This window comes from Streptomyces sp. NPDC091371 (genome assembly GCF_040684275.1).
Classification (GTDB): Bacteria; Actinomycetota; Actinomycetes; order Streptomycetales; family Streptomycetaceae; genus Streptomyces.
On sequence record NZ_JBFBFP010000001.1, the window covers coordinates 189,720 to 203,304 of the forward strand.

The window sequence follows — 13,585 nt, forward strand, 5'->3', positions numbered from 1 at the left end:
GAAGGGGGGTGCGTGGGCCCGTACGTTCAGTGCGTACGCCGTACGGACCCGCACAGCGACGGAGGACCAACCCATGCAGACCGTACTCATCTCAGGCGGCGGAATCGCCGGTCCCGTGCTCGCCCACTGGCTGCGCCGCCACGGCTTCCGGCCCACCGTCGTCGAGCGCGCCCCCGGCCGGCGCCCCGGCGGGCAGGCCGTGGACATCCGGGGCGTCGCGCTCGACGTCATGCGGCGGACGGGCCTGCTGGAGCAGGCGAGCAGCGTACGGACGCGGATGCGCGGGATGTCGGTCCTCGACCCCGAGGGCAACGAGGTCCACCGCTCCACCGAGGCCACCTTCAGCAGCGGCCGGCTCGACAGCGAGGACATCGAGGTGCTGCGCGACGACCTGGTGGGCTTGGTGTACGAGCACACGCGGGAGGACGTCGAGTACCTCTTCGACGACACCGTCACCGCGCTCCACGAGGACGAGACGGGCGTGCGGGTCGACTTCGCGCGCCACGCCTCCCGCACCTTCGACCTCGTGATCGGGGCGGACGGGCTGCACTCCACCGTGCGGCGGCTGGCCTTCGGCCCCGAGGAGCGGTTCTCGCACCACCTGGGCAGCTACCTCTCGGTGTTCGGCGCGGAGAACTTCCTCGGCTTGGATGACTGGCAGATGTGGCTGAGCGACGGCGACGCCGGCTTCGGGATCATGCCGGTGCGCGACAACACCGAGCTCAGGGTCGCCTTCGGCTTCGCGTCCGCCCCGCTCGCGGACGGCCTGGGGCGCGACCTCGGGGCCCTGCGGGAGCTGGTCGTCGGCAAGCTGGAGGGGCTGCGGTGGGAAGGGGCGCGGCTGGCGGAGGCCGCGCGGAAGGCGCCGGACTTCTACTGCGACGCCATGGCCCAGATCCGCATGGACGAGTGGTCGCGCGGCCGGGTGGCCCTGCTCGGCGACGCCGGCTACTGCCCGTCGCCCCTCTCGGGGCAGGGCACCAGCCTGGCCCTCGTGGGCGCCTACGTACTGGCCGACTCCCTCGCGAAGGCGCCCGCCGGCGACCACCGGGCGGCCTTCGCGGACTACGAGCGCCGGATGCGGCCCTTCGTCGCCGCCAACCAGGCCCTGGCCACCGAGAACCCGGGCGGCCCGGCCTCGGAGGAGTCCGTCGAGCGTGCCAAGAACGCCATTTCTCTGGACGACTGACGCAGCACAGGCTCAGATGTCGCCCATGGATCTGTACGAGATCGCCTACCTGGCGGGCGGGCGACGGCGGGTGGCCGAGGTGGCGTTGCTCGCCCTGCGGGAGCGCGGGCTGGTCACCGTGCTGGGGCCGCGGGTGCGGGCCGAGCGGCAGGCGGCCGACGGGCATCCCGTCGAGCGGGCCCTGACCGCGCTGTGCCCGCGCGGGAAGAGCGTGGCGTCGGTGCTGGCCGCCCTGGCGGAGGGGCCGGAGGTCGCGGAGGTACGGAGCCGGCTGCGCGCTGCCTGGCTGCTGGGCCGGCACCGCTCCCGCCCCACGGCGGCCGGCCGGCGGGAGCGGGCTGCGGCGCGGGCGTCGGGCGCGTGGCCCGCGTACGTCTTCGACGGGCCGCCCGCGGTGCCGGACCGCCTGCTGCGACGGGTCGTCCAGCAGGCGCAGCCGCTGCCCGGCGGGCTGGGCCGGTCCCTGATCCGGATGGGCCGCGCCCTGGACCGCGCGGACCACCGGGACGACGACCACGGCGGGTCCGCGTCCTGCGGGAGCGCCTGCGGCGGGGGCGGGGGAGGTGACTGAGGCCTTGGGACGCGCGGCGGTGCGGCTACGGCTGACGGACAACGCGGCGGTACCGCCGGGCCGCCAGGCCCCAGTACAGGCCGAACAGCAGCCAGTACGGGGACCAGAGCAGCAGGTCCCACCAGGCCTGTTCGCGCGCGAGGTCCGCGTACTGGGCCGGTACGGAGGCGCGGCCCGACAGCACGCGCAGGTCCCCGGCGAAGCCGTAGCCCAGCAGGCCGGTCGCCCTGGCCAGCATGAACGCGCAGCCCGCCCACGCCCCGGCGAGCACCGCCCCGCGGCGCAGCCGGCCGTGCGGGCCGAAGCGGCCGGCGAGGTGCAGGGCGGCCGCCATGCCGAGCAGCGCCAGGGCCACAGAGAGCCAGTGTCCTGCCACCATGACGCCGTCGCGGGCCAGCAACTCCTCGCGCAGGGCGGGCGGTAGCGGGGTCTGGCGGGCCAGGAACGCGCCGCCGAGCGCCCAGTCGAGCTTCAGCAGCCCGTACGCCAGCGCGCAGCCGAACGCTCCGTACGCCGCCCACGGGCGGCCCCGCCCCGGGCTGCGGGTCCGGGCGGCGTACGACACGGTCACCACCCCCCAGGCCGCGAGCTGGACCCCGCTCAGGGCCCAGTCCAGCGGGGACGCCCCGCCGCCCGCACGCGCCACGGTGGCCACCGCCCCCGCCAGCTGCATCGCCACCGCCAGAGCGAGCGCCCCCAGCAGCGCCCAGCGGGGTATCCGCGCCCCCCAGCGGGCGACGGCCGCCCACACCACCACCGCCGCGCCCGCCCCCAGCACCGCATTGCCGGCCTGCGCCAGTGCGGGGTGCTCGAAGCGGGCCTGTACCTCGGGGGGCGCTGGGCTGCCCGGCATGCCGATCTGGCCGCGCAGCGCCATGTACACCTTCAGCCCGGCGTAGACCAGCATCCCGCCGCCCGCCACCCACGCGGCCACCCGCACCCCGCGCCCCGCGGGCACGTACCCCTCGACCGTCATGCCCCCATGCTGGCGACGGCCCCCGCCACCCCGCGTCCGGCCAGGGGAGCATCCGCCTCCCCCGCGTGGGGGAGGGGCGTCGGCCATGAGGCAGATCAACGGCGTGTCCGGCGGGGGTGGCCCGCCGGATCCCGTCATGGTCGGCCCGATGGCGAAGTCGAGCTGAAGGGCGGCAGCCCCATGAAACCCACTCGGATGCGGGCGGCCGTGGTCTCCCTCGTGCTGGCGACGGTGCTGGCCGCAGCCGGCAGCGGCTCGGCGCAGGCGCGACAGCAGGAGCCGGCGCGGACCACGGCGGAGGCCGCCGTACCGACACCCGATCACAACTGCAAGTCCCCTGACGGGACCAACCTCAACACCTTCCTCGGCATCAGCGAGCGGATCATCGGCCCCCCGGCCTGCCGCGAAGCGTTCGTGGGCGAGCAGTGGGTCCGGTCCTTCCCCGGCTGGGGCACGGCGGCCAGCGGCGTCCGCGCCCGGTACCCGCGGGGCTACACACCTGCCCGGTTCGACCCGATGGACGACTTCCTCTCGAAGCTCCTCGGGGCCCGGGTCGTCAACGACATCGGCACCGCCCAGGAGCGGAGCCACACCTTCGGCCCGGAGGTGATCCGCCGCATCGCGGACTTCGACGGGATTCCGTTCGCCTACTTCGGCTCGCCCCCGCTGTCCTCGCTGAGCGCCGGCGCGCACACGACGACGGTCTTCATGCGGTTGAGCGCGGAGCACTGCGACGGGCTGGGCCGCCGCCCGGCCGACAACTGTCTGCCGGGAGGTGAGTTCGTGTACCACGGCCCCATCCCGGTCAGGTTCTTCCCGCTGAACGAGCAGCCAGTCTGACGGGGCATCACCTGAGGGTGATGGTGAACGTGCAGGTCAGCGGGGCGTATACGCCGGTTGCGCGGCGTGTCATGGGTGCGGCAAGTGGGGCTCCGGTTGCGGGGGGTGACGGGGTGTCCGTAGGTGGAGCGGGGCACGTCCCATGCCCCGCCCGTCGTCGTCTCCCGACAGGAGAGATCCGTTGCGCCGCTCCACCCGTTTCTCCCGCTACACCGTTCCCGCCGCCCTCTGCCTGACCCTGCTGGCCGCGTCCCCCGGCCTCGCGGGGGCCGCCAACGCCCCCGAGCGGCCGCCGGCCCCCGTCGCCGGGAAGGCGATCCCCGGTACCGAGGCGCTGCTCGCGCAGGTGCAGTCGCTCGGGGCGGTCGGCGGGCTGCTGAAACCCGTCACCGATCTGCTCAGCGCCGTGCTGAAATCGCCGGACGGCAAGATCCCGGAGGCGGACCTGGCGGCGCTGAAGGAGAAGATCGACACGGCTCTGGCCGACGTGAAGAAGAGCCTGCCGCCGGCGCCCGCGGTTCCCGTGCCGGTTCCGGACGCGCCGATCAAGCCGCCCGTGGACCTGCCGGCGCCGGTCCCGGAGCTCCCGGTGGAGCCGCCGAAGCTGCCGGTCGAGGCGCCCAAGCTGCCGGTCGAGGCCCCGAAGCTGCCCGTGGAGGCCCCGAAGCTCCCGGTTGAGGCGCCCAAGCTCCCCGTGGAGGCCCCGAAGCTGCCCGTCGAGGCCCCCAAGCTCCCCGTCGCGGCGCCCAAGCTGCCCGCCGACGCGAAGCCCAAGGCCGCCGACGGCCCCCTGGACCTCGTCACCGCCGCCCTCGACAAGCTCAAGGCCTCCATCGGCGCGCTCACCAAGACCGCCGGGCCCTGCGGCTGTTCCACCGACGCCAAGGACAAGGCCACGGGCGTCGTCACCGACCTGGTCGCCGCCCTCGTCGCGCTGCTCACCGGGGCCGGTCTGCCCGGTCTGCCCCCGCTGCCGCTCGACCCGCCGAAGGTCCCGGTCCCGGCGCCGGTTCCGCTGCCCTGACGGCCGCGACGGCCGCGACGGCCGCGAGCGCCGCCTCCAGCCGTGCCACGTCCTCGGCGTCCTTCCGGCGCCGGGGACGGCCCGGCACCCACACCGGCATCATCCGCTTGATCTCGATCTGGGCCTCCGGCGAGACGACCGGGCACGCGAGGCCGCGCAGCCGGCCCGGCTCGGGGGCGGACAGCATCCCCTCCGGCCACGCCGTTCCCGCCCACGGGCCGCCCGCCACCACCACCCGCCCCTCCGCGTCCCGCGCGACCAGCGCGAAGCTCAGCTCCTCGCCGTCGCGTACGAGGTCCAGCTGCTGGTCGTCCGCGCGAAGGACCTCGTACCCGCGTCCCACGAGGAGGCCGGTCAGCCGGTCCGCGTCCCGCGACCAGGCGAACCAGTCCACGTCCTCGTGGGGGCGGGTGATCTCGCCGAGCCAGAAGTCCATGGCCCAGCCGCCCCGCAACCAGACCTCCACGCCCAGGGTCACGACCTCCTCGATCATGGCCAACTGGCGTTGTTCGCGTGCTCGGTTCATACCCCGACCGTACGTGCCCCCGCGTGCGCCCGCGCGACCGCGCGGACCCCCTTGACGGGTTCCGCCGCCGGGGAGACGCTCCCGGGTCTGGCATTCGTACGGTTGCAGCTGGGGGGCGCTATGCCGGAGGAGTCCGTCCTGTCGGCGGGGGAGTTGCGGGCGCGGCTCGCGGAGCGCGGGGCGCGGTGGTCGGTCTCGGAGCACCTGGCCGACGAGGAGCCCGTACCGAGGCCTTCGCTGGGTCTGGTGCCCGGGGCGAACCTGACGACCGCCGAGGAGGCGGGGGCGCTCGATCTGCGGGGGCTCATCGGGCACGCGAGCGGGAACCCGCACCTCACCCGCCGTCGGGCCGCGCACGGGCTGCTGGCGGGCCCGCCGGCGACCGGCACCGCCCGGCCCGCCGCGGTCGACTGGCGCAGCCGCTGGGGCTGGCCGTGGATCACCAAGGTCAAGGACCAGAACCCCTGCGGCTCCTGCTGGGCCTTCGGCGCCGCCGGCCTGGTCGAGTCGATGGCCCGCATCGAGCACGGGGTGTGGGCGGAGCGCTCCGAGGGGGACGTGCACGACGGTCTGCGGTTCACCTGCGGGCAGGGCTCCAACCCCGAGACCGCGCTCGACTGGATCAAGACCAACGGGGGTCTCGCCGACCCGGACTGCTGGCCCTACAGCACCCCGCCCGCCGGTCTGCCCGCCACCCGCCGCGACGCCTGGCGGGCCGAGTACACGCCCAGCTGGGACCGCTCGGGCCGCACGGTCCGCATCGGCGACTACGTCCGGCTCGGCGACGTGGAGCAGCAGAAGGTGTGGCTGGACACCGTCGGGCCGCTCACCGCCTGCTTCGACGTCTACGACGACTTCTTCGGGCTCGGATCGGGCGTCTACCACCGGACCAGCGACCGACTGGCGGGCGGGCACTGCGTGTTGGTCGTCGGCTACGACGACGCGGCCGGCTGCTGGCTCTTCAAGAACTCCTGGGGGACCGGCTACCACGTCGGCGGCTACGGCCGCATCGCCTACGGCGAGGTCAACATCGACCACTGGGCCAAGTGCGGCCTGCGCGGCACCAACATCGACCCCTGGAGCAAGCGCCGCCTGCACGCCGGGAACGTCTACGAGAGCGGCAACGGCCGCGCCCACCGCAACTTCGAGCTGCTCGGGACGACCACGGGCAACCGCCTCCAGCACTGGTGGCGCGACGGCGACTCCCCCTTCCTCTGGGCCCGCGGCGGCGTCTTCGCGAACGACGCCTCCGGGCAGCCCGCCTTCACCGGCACCACTTACAACCGGAACATGGAGTCCCTGCACGTCACCACGGGCGGCCGGATGCGCCACTGGTACTACGAGCAGTCGGCCCGCGTGTGGCGCGACGGCGGCGCCTTCGGGCCGGGCGACGCGGCCGTCGGATCCACCCCGGCCTTCATCCAGAGCGACTACGGCAAGCCGGGCAACTTCGAGGTGGTCGTCCGCACCGCCGACGGCCGCCTGAACCACTGGTGGCGGATCAACGGCGCCCCCTGGACCTGGAACGACGGCGGCCGCTTCGCCTCCGGCATCGCCCACTTCGGCCCCGCCCTCGTCCAGACCCGCAGCCGCCACCTCGACCTGGTCGCCGCCCGCACCGACGGCCGGATGCAGCTGTGGTGGCGCGACGACCCCAACGGGTTCGCCTGGCGGGCCGGGGAGGTGTTCGGATCCGGGGTGACCTCCGCGCCCTGCCTGATCGAGGCCCAGTACGGGGCCGCCGACGAGGACACCGCCGGGAACTACGAACTGTGCGTGGCCGTGGCCGGGGGCCGCGTCGAGCACTGGTGGCGGGGGAACGCCTCCGGCGCCGCCTGGAGCCGCAGCGCCGTCTTCGGGCACGACGTCGCCTCGGTCACCGGGATGCTCCAGGGCAGCTTCGGGTTCAACCTGGAAGTGATCGTGCTGCGCACCGACCGCCGTCTCCAGCACTACTGGCGCGACGGAGCGGGCTGGCACGAGGGGTCGGTGATCGGCCCCGTCTGAGGCTGAGGTCCTGTTCCGGATCCGGGAGGTCGTGGCGGGTGGAGGTGCGCGAGGTCGCCCTCGCCGCCGGTGAGTCGTACGAGCTCAGGCTCACCGGGCGCGGGGCGCGCGGGTACGTGTGGACCTGGCAGGTGACCGGGGACGCGGACGCCGTGTCGGTGAGCGAGGCCGCGCCCGCCCCGGCGCAGGTGCTGCCCGGCGCGTCCCTGGAGCGGACGTACGTGGTCCGCGCGCACTGCCCGGGAGGGCGGGCCCGCATCCGCTTCGCGCAGGTCCGGCCGCCGTACCCGCAGGAGGCGCCGTACGACGAGTTCGTGCTGGAGGTGGCGGTCACTGCCGGCTGAGCTCCCATTGGCGCCCGTTATGGATCGCTTCGATCTTCGTCGTGGTGCCGGGAGCCGGGCGCTCCTAGGTTCGTGGGTGAGCGACAACCACCAGCCGAGTCCCGGAGGTCTCCCCATGTCCGACCAAGCGGTCCGTTCCGTCCTCGCCGACTACTTCGACGGGCTCTACCACTGCGATACGGAGCTGCTGGGCCGGGTCTTCCACCCTGAGGCCGTCTACGCCACCGCCACCGAAGGGCCCCTGCTGCGGCTCGGGATGGACGAGTACCTGCCGGTCGTCGCGCGCAGGGAACCCCCCTCCGCCCGGGGGGAGACCCGCCGGGACCGGATCGTCTCGGTCGAGTTCGCCGGGCCGGTGACCGCGCTGGCCCGGGTGGAATGCGCGATCGGCCCCCGGCTGTACACCGACTTCCTGACCCTGCTGCGGGTGGACGGGCAGTGGCGGATCATCGCGAAGGTGTTCCACTTCGAGACGGACGAGGACGCCCTGTCCTGAGCAGCGCCCAGTGCTGTACGGATTCCAGCGGGCCGCGCTCGAAGCGGCGCAGCCACCGTCCCGACGCCACCGCCAGTACGAGGGACACGGCCGCCCACAGGCCCATCACCCACCACGGCCCGCTCCCGCCGAAGTGCTCGGCGAGGCCCAGGCCGATGCCGTAGCAGAGCAGCATGCAGATCAGGTTCTGGGCGACGTAGCAGGACAGGGCGGTGCGGCCGACGGAGCCGAGGGCCTTCGCACCGGGCACCGCGAAGCGGTCGAGGACGGTGCCGATCAGGCCGATGTAGCCGACGGCGACCAGCGGGGCGATGCCGTAGCGGCCCAGGACGAAGAGGTCCGGGCCGCCGAGCGCGGCGGCGGCGCCGAGCGGCAGGCCGAGCCCGAGCCCCCAGGCGGCCATCCGGACGCGGATGCGCCGCCCGGCGGCGGTCGGGGTGAAGGCGCCGGCGCGGTGGAGCCGGACCCCGAGGAGGAAGAGGAACACCAGCAGCCCGAAGGAGAAGACGGGCTCGATGCGCAGGGCGGCGAAGTGGCCGAGCCGGAACGCGATCTGGGCGCCGTAGCCGCCGTCGGCGTAGAGCCGCACGGCCTCCGGGTCGGGGGCCTCCGGGCCGGCGTCGGCCTCGGCCAGGGCCCCCAGCGTCACCAGGGCGACCAGCGCCAGGTGCACCCCGGCGGCCGTCCACAGGGCCACCCGCCGCACGCGCTCCGAGCGGGCCAGCAGCCAGGCGACGAGGAGCGCGGTGACGGCGTACCCCATCAGCACGTCCCAGGCGAAGACGAGGAAGAAGTGGAGGGTCCCCTCCAGGAAGAGGAAGGCGGCCCGGCGCGGGTAGCGCCCCGGCCAGGGGTCGCCCCGGCGCGCGGCGGAGTCGTACTGGATGGCCAGGCCCACACCGAACAGGATCGTGAGCAGCGCCAGGAACTTCCCGTCGGCCAGGAAGCGGAAGACGGCCTCCGCGATGGTCGCGGGGGAGGGGTCGGCGACCGGCTCGGGGGCGGTGAGCCCGCCCTGGAGCACGCTCCACTCCGAGCCGGGGGAGGCGAAGATCCAGACGTTGGTCATGAGCGTGCCGAGGACGGCGGCGCCCCGCAGGACGTCGAGGAGCGGCAGCCGGGCGGCGGTCGCGCGGGCCGCGCCGGCGGTGAGTGTGTCGGCCATGCCTCCAGCGTCCCGGCGCGCGGGGTTTTGTACGTCCTGCCGGTGGACGAAGCCGGGGTACACCCTTCGATGCAGCAGTGGGCGCGCGGCGTCCGCATCCTGGACACCGCCCGGCTTGCACCCCTGTTGTATCTATGCTGTGCGCATGCCAGCCGCCATCAGCGTCACAAGCGCTCCGACCGCCGCCGAACGCGTCTACCAGCACGTCAAGCAGGGTGTCCTCGACCGCCGCTACGAAGGCGGCACCCTCCTCACCGAGGGCGAACTCGCCGAGGCCGTGGGCGTGTCCCGCACGCCGGTGCGCGAGGCGCTGCTGCGGCTGGAGACCGAGGGGCTGCTGAAGCTCTACCCGAAGAAGGGCGCGCTGGTCCTGCCCGTCTCCGCGCAGGAGATCAACGACGTACTCGAAACCCGGCTGCTCGTCGAGGAGTTCACCGTACGACGAGCCGTCCCCGCGCCACCGGGCCTGCTGGACCGGCTGGCCGCGCTGATCGAGGAGCAGCGCCGGCACGCCGCCGAGGGCGCCCTCCCCGCGATGATGGCCGCCGACCGGGCCTTCCACGCCGAGATCGTGCGCGCCACCGGCAACCAGATCCTCATCCGGCTCTACGACCAACTCCGCGACCGGCAGCTGCGGATGGGCGTCGCCCTGCTGCACGCGCACCCCGACCGGCTGGAGCGGACCCTCTCCGAGCACACCGAGATCCTGGACGCGCTGCGCGCCGGGGACGCGGACACGGCCGCGGCGGCCGTCCGCGGGCACATCGGGCGGGTCGACGCGCTGGTGCGGGGGACGGGCCGGTGACCGCCGCCTCCGTGATCAAGGACCCCCCGGGCGGGCGCAGGGCCGTCGCCGTCTGGTGCATCGGCGTCGCCGTCTACTTCGTCGCCGTGATCTTCCGGACCAGCCTGGGCGTGGCCGGCCTCGAAGCGGCGGACCGCTTCCACGTCAACGCCTCCGCGCTGTCCGCGTTCTCGCTGCTCCAGCTCCTCGTCTACGCGGGCATGCAGGTCCCGGTCGGGCTGATGGTGGACCGGCTCGGCACCAAGAAGGTGCTGACGCTGGGCGCGGTGCTCTTCACCGTCGGACAGCTCGGCTTCGCGCTCTCGCCCTCGTACGGGATGGCGCTCGCCGCCCGCGCGCTGCTGGGCTGCGGCGACGCGATGACGTTCATATCCGTGCTGCGGCTCGGCACCCGCTGGTTCCCGGCCCGCCGCGGGCCGCTGATGGCGCAGCTCGCCGGACTGGTCGGGATGGCCGGCAACCTCGTCTCCACCCTCGTCCTCGCGCCCGTCCTGCACGGGGTCGGCTGGACGGCGGCCTTCGCGGGCAGCGCGGCGGCGGGGCTGGTCGTCCTGGTGCCGCTGGTGCTGTTCCTGCGGGACCACCCCGAGGGGCACGAGCCGCCGGCGGCCGCGGCGCGGGGCGCGCGCGGGTTCGTACGCCGCCAGATCAAGGAGTCGTGGAGCGAGCCCGGCACCCGGATCGGGCTGTGGGTGCACTTCACGACGCAGTTCCCGGCGATGGTGTTCCTGCTGCTGTGGGGCATGCCGTTCCTGGTCGAGGCGCAGGGGCTGTCGCGGACCACCGCGGGCGGGCTGCTGACCCTGGTGGTCGCCTCGAACATGGCCCTCGGGCTGGTCTACGGCCAGATCATCGGCCGCCGCCAGTCCTCGCGGATCCCGCTCGCGCTGGGCACCGTCGGGGTCACCGCCCTGCTGTGGGGGTCGGTCCTGGCCTACCCGGGGGACCGGGCGCCGATGTGGCTGCTGATCACCCTGTGCGTGGTGCTGGGGGGCTGCGGTCCCGCGTCGATGATCGGCTTCGACTTCGCCCGCCCGGCCAATCCGCCGGAGCGTCAGGGCACGGCCTCAGGGATCACCAACATGGGCGGTTTCATCGGCTCCATGACGACACTGCTGGCGGTGGGCATCCTGCTGGACGCCACCGGGGACGACTACCGCATCGCCTTCTCGACGGTGTTCGTGCTGGAGGCGCTGGGCATCAGCCAGATCCTGCGGCTGCGGGGACGCGCCCTGGCGCGCGAACGCGAACGCGAACGCGAACGCGCCCGCGCGGCGCTCCCGGCCCAGCCGCCGGCCCCCCGCACGGCCCCGGCCGAACCCGAACCGGGGCGCGCCCTGGCCTGAGCCGGCCGCCGGGCCGCGCCGCCCCCGGCGTCCCCGGCGGTCCCGGGACGCGTGCCGGATTCCGTACGGCCCGGGGCGCCGGCCTGCGGGCCGGCCCATGCCGTCCCAGGGTGTCCCAGGGCGCCCCGGGACCGGTTGGGGACCGGGCGGGCGCGGCCCATCGTCTCCTTCACGGCCACGCACGGCCGTTCCCGTGAAGGAGACCGACATGCACCTCGCAGAGCTCGCCGGGCGCCTGCTGCTGGCCGCCGTACCGGAGTTCCTCGGCGCGCTGGCCGCCGCCCTCGCCGTGACCGGCGCCGCCTGGGCCCGGCGCCGGCTGTCCGGCCGCCGTCGCGGCGACGGCGGCCGGTGACAGGCCCCCGCTACGGCGTCACGGCGTCATCGCGTCGGCGTCACGGCGTCACGGCGAAGTTCGCCAGGATCGCGTCCGCCAGCTCCGGGTCGCCCTCGACCTTCACCCGGTCCGCGACGGTCCGCGGCCGGACGCGGCCCGCCGCGAGGCGGACGTACGTCTCCCAGTCCAGGGTGAGCGTGACCGCGGGGCCCAGCGACGGCGACTTGTCGAGCGTCCCGCGGCCCTCCGCGTCGACGCGCACGGTCCGCATGAACTCCAGCGGGCCGTGCACGTCGATGACCACCGCGGAGTGCGCCGGGGCCCCCGCCAGCTTCGCGACCACCTTCGGCAGCCCGGCCAGGAGGATGTCCCGCGCCACGTACGCGCCGGGCGAGTCCCAGTTGCCCGGCGCGCCCAGCGCCGCCCGCAGGTCCTGCTCGTGGATCCACACGTCGAAGGCGCGCAGCCGCAGCGCGTGCTCCAGCGTCACCTGGTCGCCGAGCGGCCCCCGCACCAGCGTGTCCGGATCCCGCTTCTCGTTGCGCAGCTGGCGCGAGCGGCGGATGACGGTGTACTCCAGCTCCGAGGTCATCTCCGGGGCGGTGTGGTGGCGGCGCACGTCCACCTGCACCTCCATGTACCGGCTGAACTCGTCCACCACGTGGCGCAGGTCCCGCGCCACGGTGTGGATCGGCCGGGGGTCCCCGAGCTGCTCGCATTCGATGCCGATGATGTGTGACACGACGTCACGGACCGACCAGCCCGGGCACGGCGTCGCCCGGTTCCAGTCGCCCTCCGACAGGGGGAGGACCAGCTCGGATATCGCCTCGATGGAATGCGTCCACGCGTCGGCATAGGGCTGGAGGCTGGGATGCGGATGGACGGTCAACGGGACCCCTCGCGGTGCTGATCAGTGGCGCGTTCGGAAGCAGTGGCTCGCTTTCCAAAACTACGCTGCCGGTGAGCACCCCGGCAGTGCTTTCGTGTGACGATCGTAGGCCCGAGTTGACGGCTTGAACGCCAGAACGGTGGTAGTGTGCGCGCCTCGCTGATCCAAATCGCAGTGAACGAGGGCGAGTCGGTGTCTTCCCGACGTGCCCGGGTGGCCGATCTCGTACGGGAACAGGCCGGGTCCGATCTTGTCGTCCTGCCCGAACTGTGGACGGTCGGGGCCTTCGCCTACGAACTCTTCGAGACCGAGGCCGAACCCCTGGACGGCCCCACCTTCGAGGCGATGTCCAAGGCAGCCCGCGACGCCGGGGTCTGGCTGCACGCGGGCTCGATCGTCGAGCGCGCCGGCGACGGGTCGCTCTACAACACCGCCCTCGTCCTCTCCCCGGAGGGCGAGCTGGCCGCCACCTACCGCAAGATCCACCGGTTCGGCTTCGACCAGGGCGAGGCGGTGCTGATGACCGCCGGGGACTCCCTCACCACGGTGGAGCTGCCGGAACAGACCCTCGGCATCGCCACCTGCTACGACCTGCGCTTCCCGGAACTCTTCCGCGGCCTGGTCGACGCCGGCGCCACGACGATGGTCGTCGCGGCGGGCTGGCCCGCCCGCCGCCGCGCGCACTGGACCCTGCTGAACCGGGCGCGCGCCGTCGAGGACCAGTCGTACGTCCTGGCCTGCGCCCTGGCCGGCACCCACGCGGGCGTCGAACAGTCCGGGCACAGCCTGGTCGTCGACCCGTGGGGCGAGGTGCTGGCCGAGGCGGGCCCCGGCGAGGACGTCCTCACGGTGGACCTCGACCCGGCGAAGGTCGCCGAGACCCGCGCCCAGTTCCCGGCCCTGAAGGACCGCGTACTGGGACTGCGGGCGCCGCGCTAGATCTGGACGGCGTAGGCGGTTCGATAGGGCGGGCACCGTCGGATCCCGGAGAAACCTCGATCAGTCGGCCTCCTCCTGCTCCTTCTCCCCGGAACCACAGCGCCTTGCCGCCGACGAGGAAGGCGTGGCGC

Annotated in this window: 15 protein-coding genes; 11 read left to right on the forward strand and 4 right to left on the reverse strand. The window is 74.1% G+C overall.

All coding sequences use genetic code 11. The annotated features are described in order from the left end of the window. Positions 1-73 precede the first annotated feature (73 nt). Together AB0O21_RS00925 and AB0O21_RS00930 are read left to right on the forward strand one after the other, a co-directional pair. Entirely contained in the window at positions 74-1,189 is a 1,116-nt protein-coding gene (locus AB0O21_RS00925) for an FAD-dependent monooxygenase (RefSeq protein ID WP_365164563.1), read from the forward strand. Beyond that, positions 1,158-1,760, forward strand: coding sequence for a TIGR04222 domain-containing membrane protein (locus tag AB0O21_RS00930; protein WP_365164566.1), 603 nt, complete (start codon positions 1,158-1,160; stop codon positions 1,758-1,760). Before AB0O21_RS00925 ends, AB0O21_RS00930 begins: the two co-directional genes overlap by 32 nt. Positions 1,761-1,785: 25 nt before the next feature. Here the strand turns inward: AB0O21_RS00930 and AB0O21_RS00935 are convergent, their stop codons facing one another. Continuing rightward, positions 1,786-2,736 carry a hypothetical protein gene (locus AB0O21_RS00935; protein ID WP_365164568.1) on the reverse strand — a complete coding sequence of 317 codons (951 nt, stop codon included), beginning with the start codon at positions 2,734-2,736 and terminating at the stop codon, positions 1,786-1,788. Positions 2,737-2,916: 180 nt separating this feature from the next. Here AB0O21_RS00935 and AB0O21_RS00940 point away from each other — a divergent pair, with 180 nt between their 5' ends. Together AB0O21_RS00940 and AB0O21_RS00945 are read left to right on the forward strand one after the other, a co-directional pair. Further along, positions 2,917-3,576 (forward strand): hypothetical protein, encoded by a 660-nt coding sequence (locus AB0O21_RS00940; protein WP_365164570.1) that lies wholly within the window; start codon positions 2,917-2,919, stop codon positions 3,574-3,576. A gap of 181 nt (positions 3,577-3,757) precedes the next feature. Beyond that, positions 3,758-4,600 (forward strand): hypothetical protein, encoded by an 843-nt coding sequence (locus AB0O21_RS00945; RefSeq protein WP_365164572.1) that lies wholly within the window; start codon positions 3,758-3,760, stop codon positions 4,598-4,600. Here the strand turns inward: AB0O21_RS00945 and AB0O21_RS00950 are convergent. After that, the gene (locus AB0O21_RS00950; RefSeq protein WP_365164574.1) at positions 4,515-5,126 is read right to left on the reverse strand and encodes an aminoglycoside adenylyltransferase; all 612 of its coding nucleotides are present in this window, start codon (positions 5,124-5,126) and stop codon (positions 4,515-4,517) included. The genes AB0O21_RS00945 and AB0O21_RS00950 overlap by 86 nt on opposite strands. Positions 5,127-5,246: 120 nt before the next feature. Here AB0O21_RS00950 and AB0O21_RS00955 point away from each other — a divergent pair, with 120 nt between their 5' ends. The 3 genes from AB0O21_RS00955 to AB0O21_RS00965 all read left to right on the forward strand — a co-directional run bounded on the left by AB0O21_RS00955 (position 5,247) and on the right by AB0O21_RS00965 (position 7,973). Further along, positions 5,247-7,133 (forward strand): C1 family peptidase, encoded by a 1,887-nt coding sequence (locus AB0O21_RS00955; protein ID WP_365164577.1) that lies wholly within the window; start codon positions 5,247-5,249, stop codon positions 7,131-7,133. Positions 7,134-7,171: 38 nt separating this feature from the next. Further along, positions 7,172-7,477: a protease inhibitor I42 family protein gene (locus AB0O21_RS00960; protein ID WP_365164579.1), complete on the forward strand. Its 306-nt coding sequence runs from the start codon at positions 7,172-7,174 to the stop codon at positions 7,475-7,477. Positions 7,478-7,592: 115 nt separating this feature from the next. Continuing rightward, complete coding sequence (locus AB0O21_RS00965) at positions 7,593-7,973, forward strand: nuclear transport factor 2 family protein (protein WP_365164581.1); 381 nt, start codon at positions 7,593-7,595, stop codon at positions 7,971-7,973. On the opposite strand, the gene AB0O21_RS00970 is transcribed toward AB0O21_RS00965, so the two are convergent. Next, entirely contained in the window at positions 7,924-9,138 is a 1,215-nt protein-coding gene (locus tag AB0O21_RS00970; protein WP_365164583.1) for a DUF418 domain-containing protein, read from the reverse strand. The two genes, AB0O21_RS00965 and AB0O21_RS00970, sit on opposite strands and share 50 nt — an antisense overlap. Before the next feature lie 145 nt (positions 9,139-9,283). Here AB0O21_RS00970 and AB0O21_RS00975 point away from each other — a divergent pair, with 145 nt between their 5' ends. The 3 genes from AB0O21_RS00975 (at position 9,284) to AB0O21_RS00985 (ending at position 11,644) form a co-directional block, all read left to right on the forward strand. Beyond that, positions 9,284-9,943 (forward strand): GntR family transcriptional regulator, encoded by a 660-nt coding sequence (locus AB0O21_RS00975; RefSeq protein WP_365164585.1) that lies wholly within the window; start codon positions 9,284-9,286, stop codon positions 9,941-9,943. Continuing rightward, a complete protein-coding gene (locus tag AB0O21_RS00980) occupies positions 9,940-11,289 on the forward strand; it encodes an MFS transporter (protein WP_365164588.1) in 1,350 nt (449 codons plus the stop codon). The genes AB0O21_RS00975 and AB0O21_RS00980 overlap by 4 nt, the downstream gene beginning before the upstream one ends. Before the next feature lie 208 nt (positions 11,290-11,497). After that, positions 11,498-11,644, forward strand: coding sequence for a hypothetical protein (locus AB0O21_RS00985; protein ID WP_365164590.1), 147 nt, complete (start codon positions 11,498-11,500; stop codon positions 11,642-11,644). Positions 11,645-11,684: 40 nt separating this feature from the next. Here the strand turns inward: AB0O21_RS00985 and AB0O21_RS00990 are convergent, their stop codons facing one another. Then, complete coding sequence (locus AB0O21_RS00990; protein ID WP_365164593.1) at positions 11,685-12,515, reverse strand: maleylpyruvate isomerase family mycothiol-dependent enzyme; 831 nt, start codon at positions 12,513-12,515, stop codon at positions 11,685-11,687. A gap of 147 nt (positions 12,516-12,662) precedes the next feature. On the opposite strand from AB0O21_RS00990, the gene AB0O21_RS00995 reads away from it, so the two are divergent. Further along, positions 12,663-13,454, forward strand: coding sequence for a carbon-nitrogen family hydrolase (locus AB0O21_RS00995; RefSeq protein ID WP_365164596.1), 792 nt, complete (start codon positions 12,663-12,665; stop codon positions 13,452-13,454). Positions 13,455-13,585 lie beyond the last annotated feature (131 nt).

Excerpts from the sequence above, each read along its gene's own strand:
- AB0O21_RS00975 (WP_365164585.1), top strand. The coding sequence starts at position 9,284 with ATGCCAGCCGCCATCAGCGTCACAAGCGCTCCGACCGCCGCCGAACGC.
- AB0O21_RS00985 (WP_365164590.1), top strand. The coding sequence starts at position 11,498 with ATGCACCTCGCAGAGCTCGCCGGGCGCCTGCTGCTGGCCGCCGTACCG.
- AB0O21_RS00940 (WP_365164570.1), top strand. The coding sequence starts at position 2,917 with ATGAAACCCACTCGGATGCGGGCGGCCGTGGTCTCCCTCGTGCTGGCG.
- AB0O21_RS00970 (WP_365164583.1), bottom strand. The coding sequence starts at position 9,138 with ATGGCCGACACACTCACCGCCGGCGCGGCCCGCGCGACCGCCGCCCGG.
- AB0O21_RS00950 (WP_365164574.1), bottom strand. The coding sequence starts at position 5,126 with ATGAACCGAGCACGCGAACAACGCCAGTTGGCCATGATCGAGGAGGTC.
- AB0O21_RS00925 (WP_365164563.1), top strand. The coding sequence starts at position 74 with ATGCAGACCGTACTCATCTCAGGCGGCGGAATCGCCGGTCCCGTGCTC.
- AB0O21_RS00965 (WP_365164581.1), top strand. The coding sequence starts at position 7,593 with ATGTCCGACCAAGCGGTCCGTTCCGTCCTCGCCGACTACTTCGACGGG.
- AB0O21_RS00955 (WP_365164577.1), top strand. The coding sequence starts at position 5,247 with ATGCCGGAGGAGTCCGTCCTGTCGGCGGGGGAGTTGCGGGCGCGGCTC.
- AB0O21_RS00935 (WP_365164568.1), bottom strand. The coding sequence starts at position 2,736 with ATGACGGTCGAGGGGTACGTGCCCGCGGGGCGCGGGGTGCGGGTGGCC.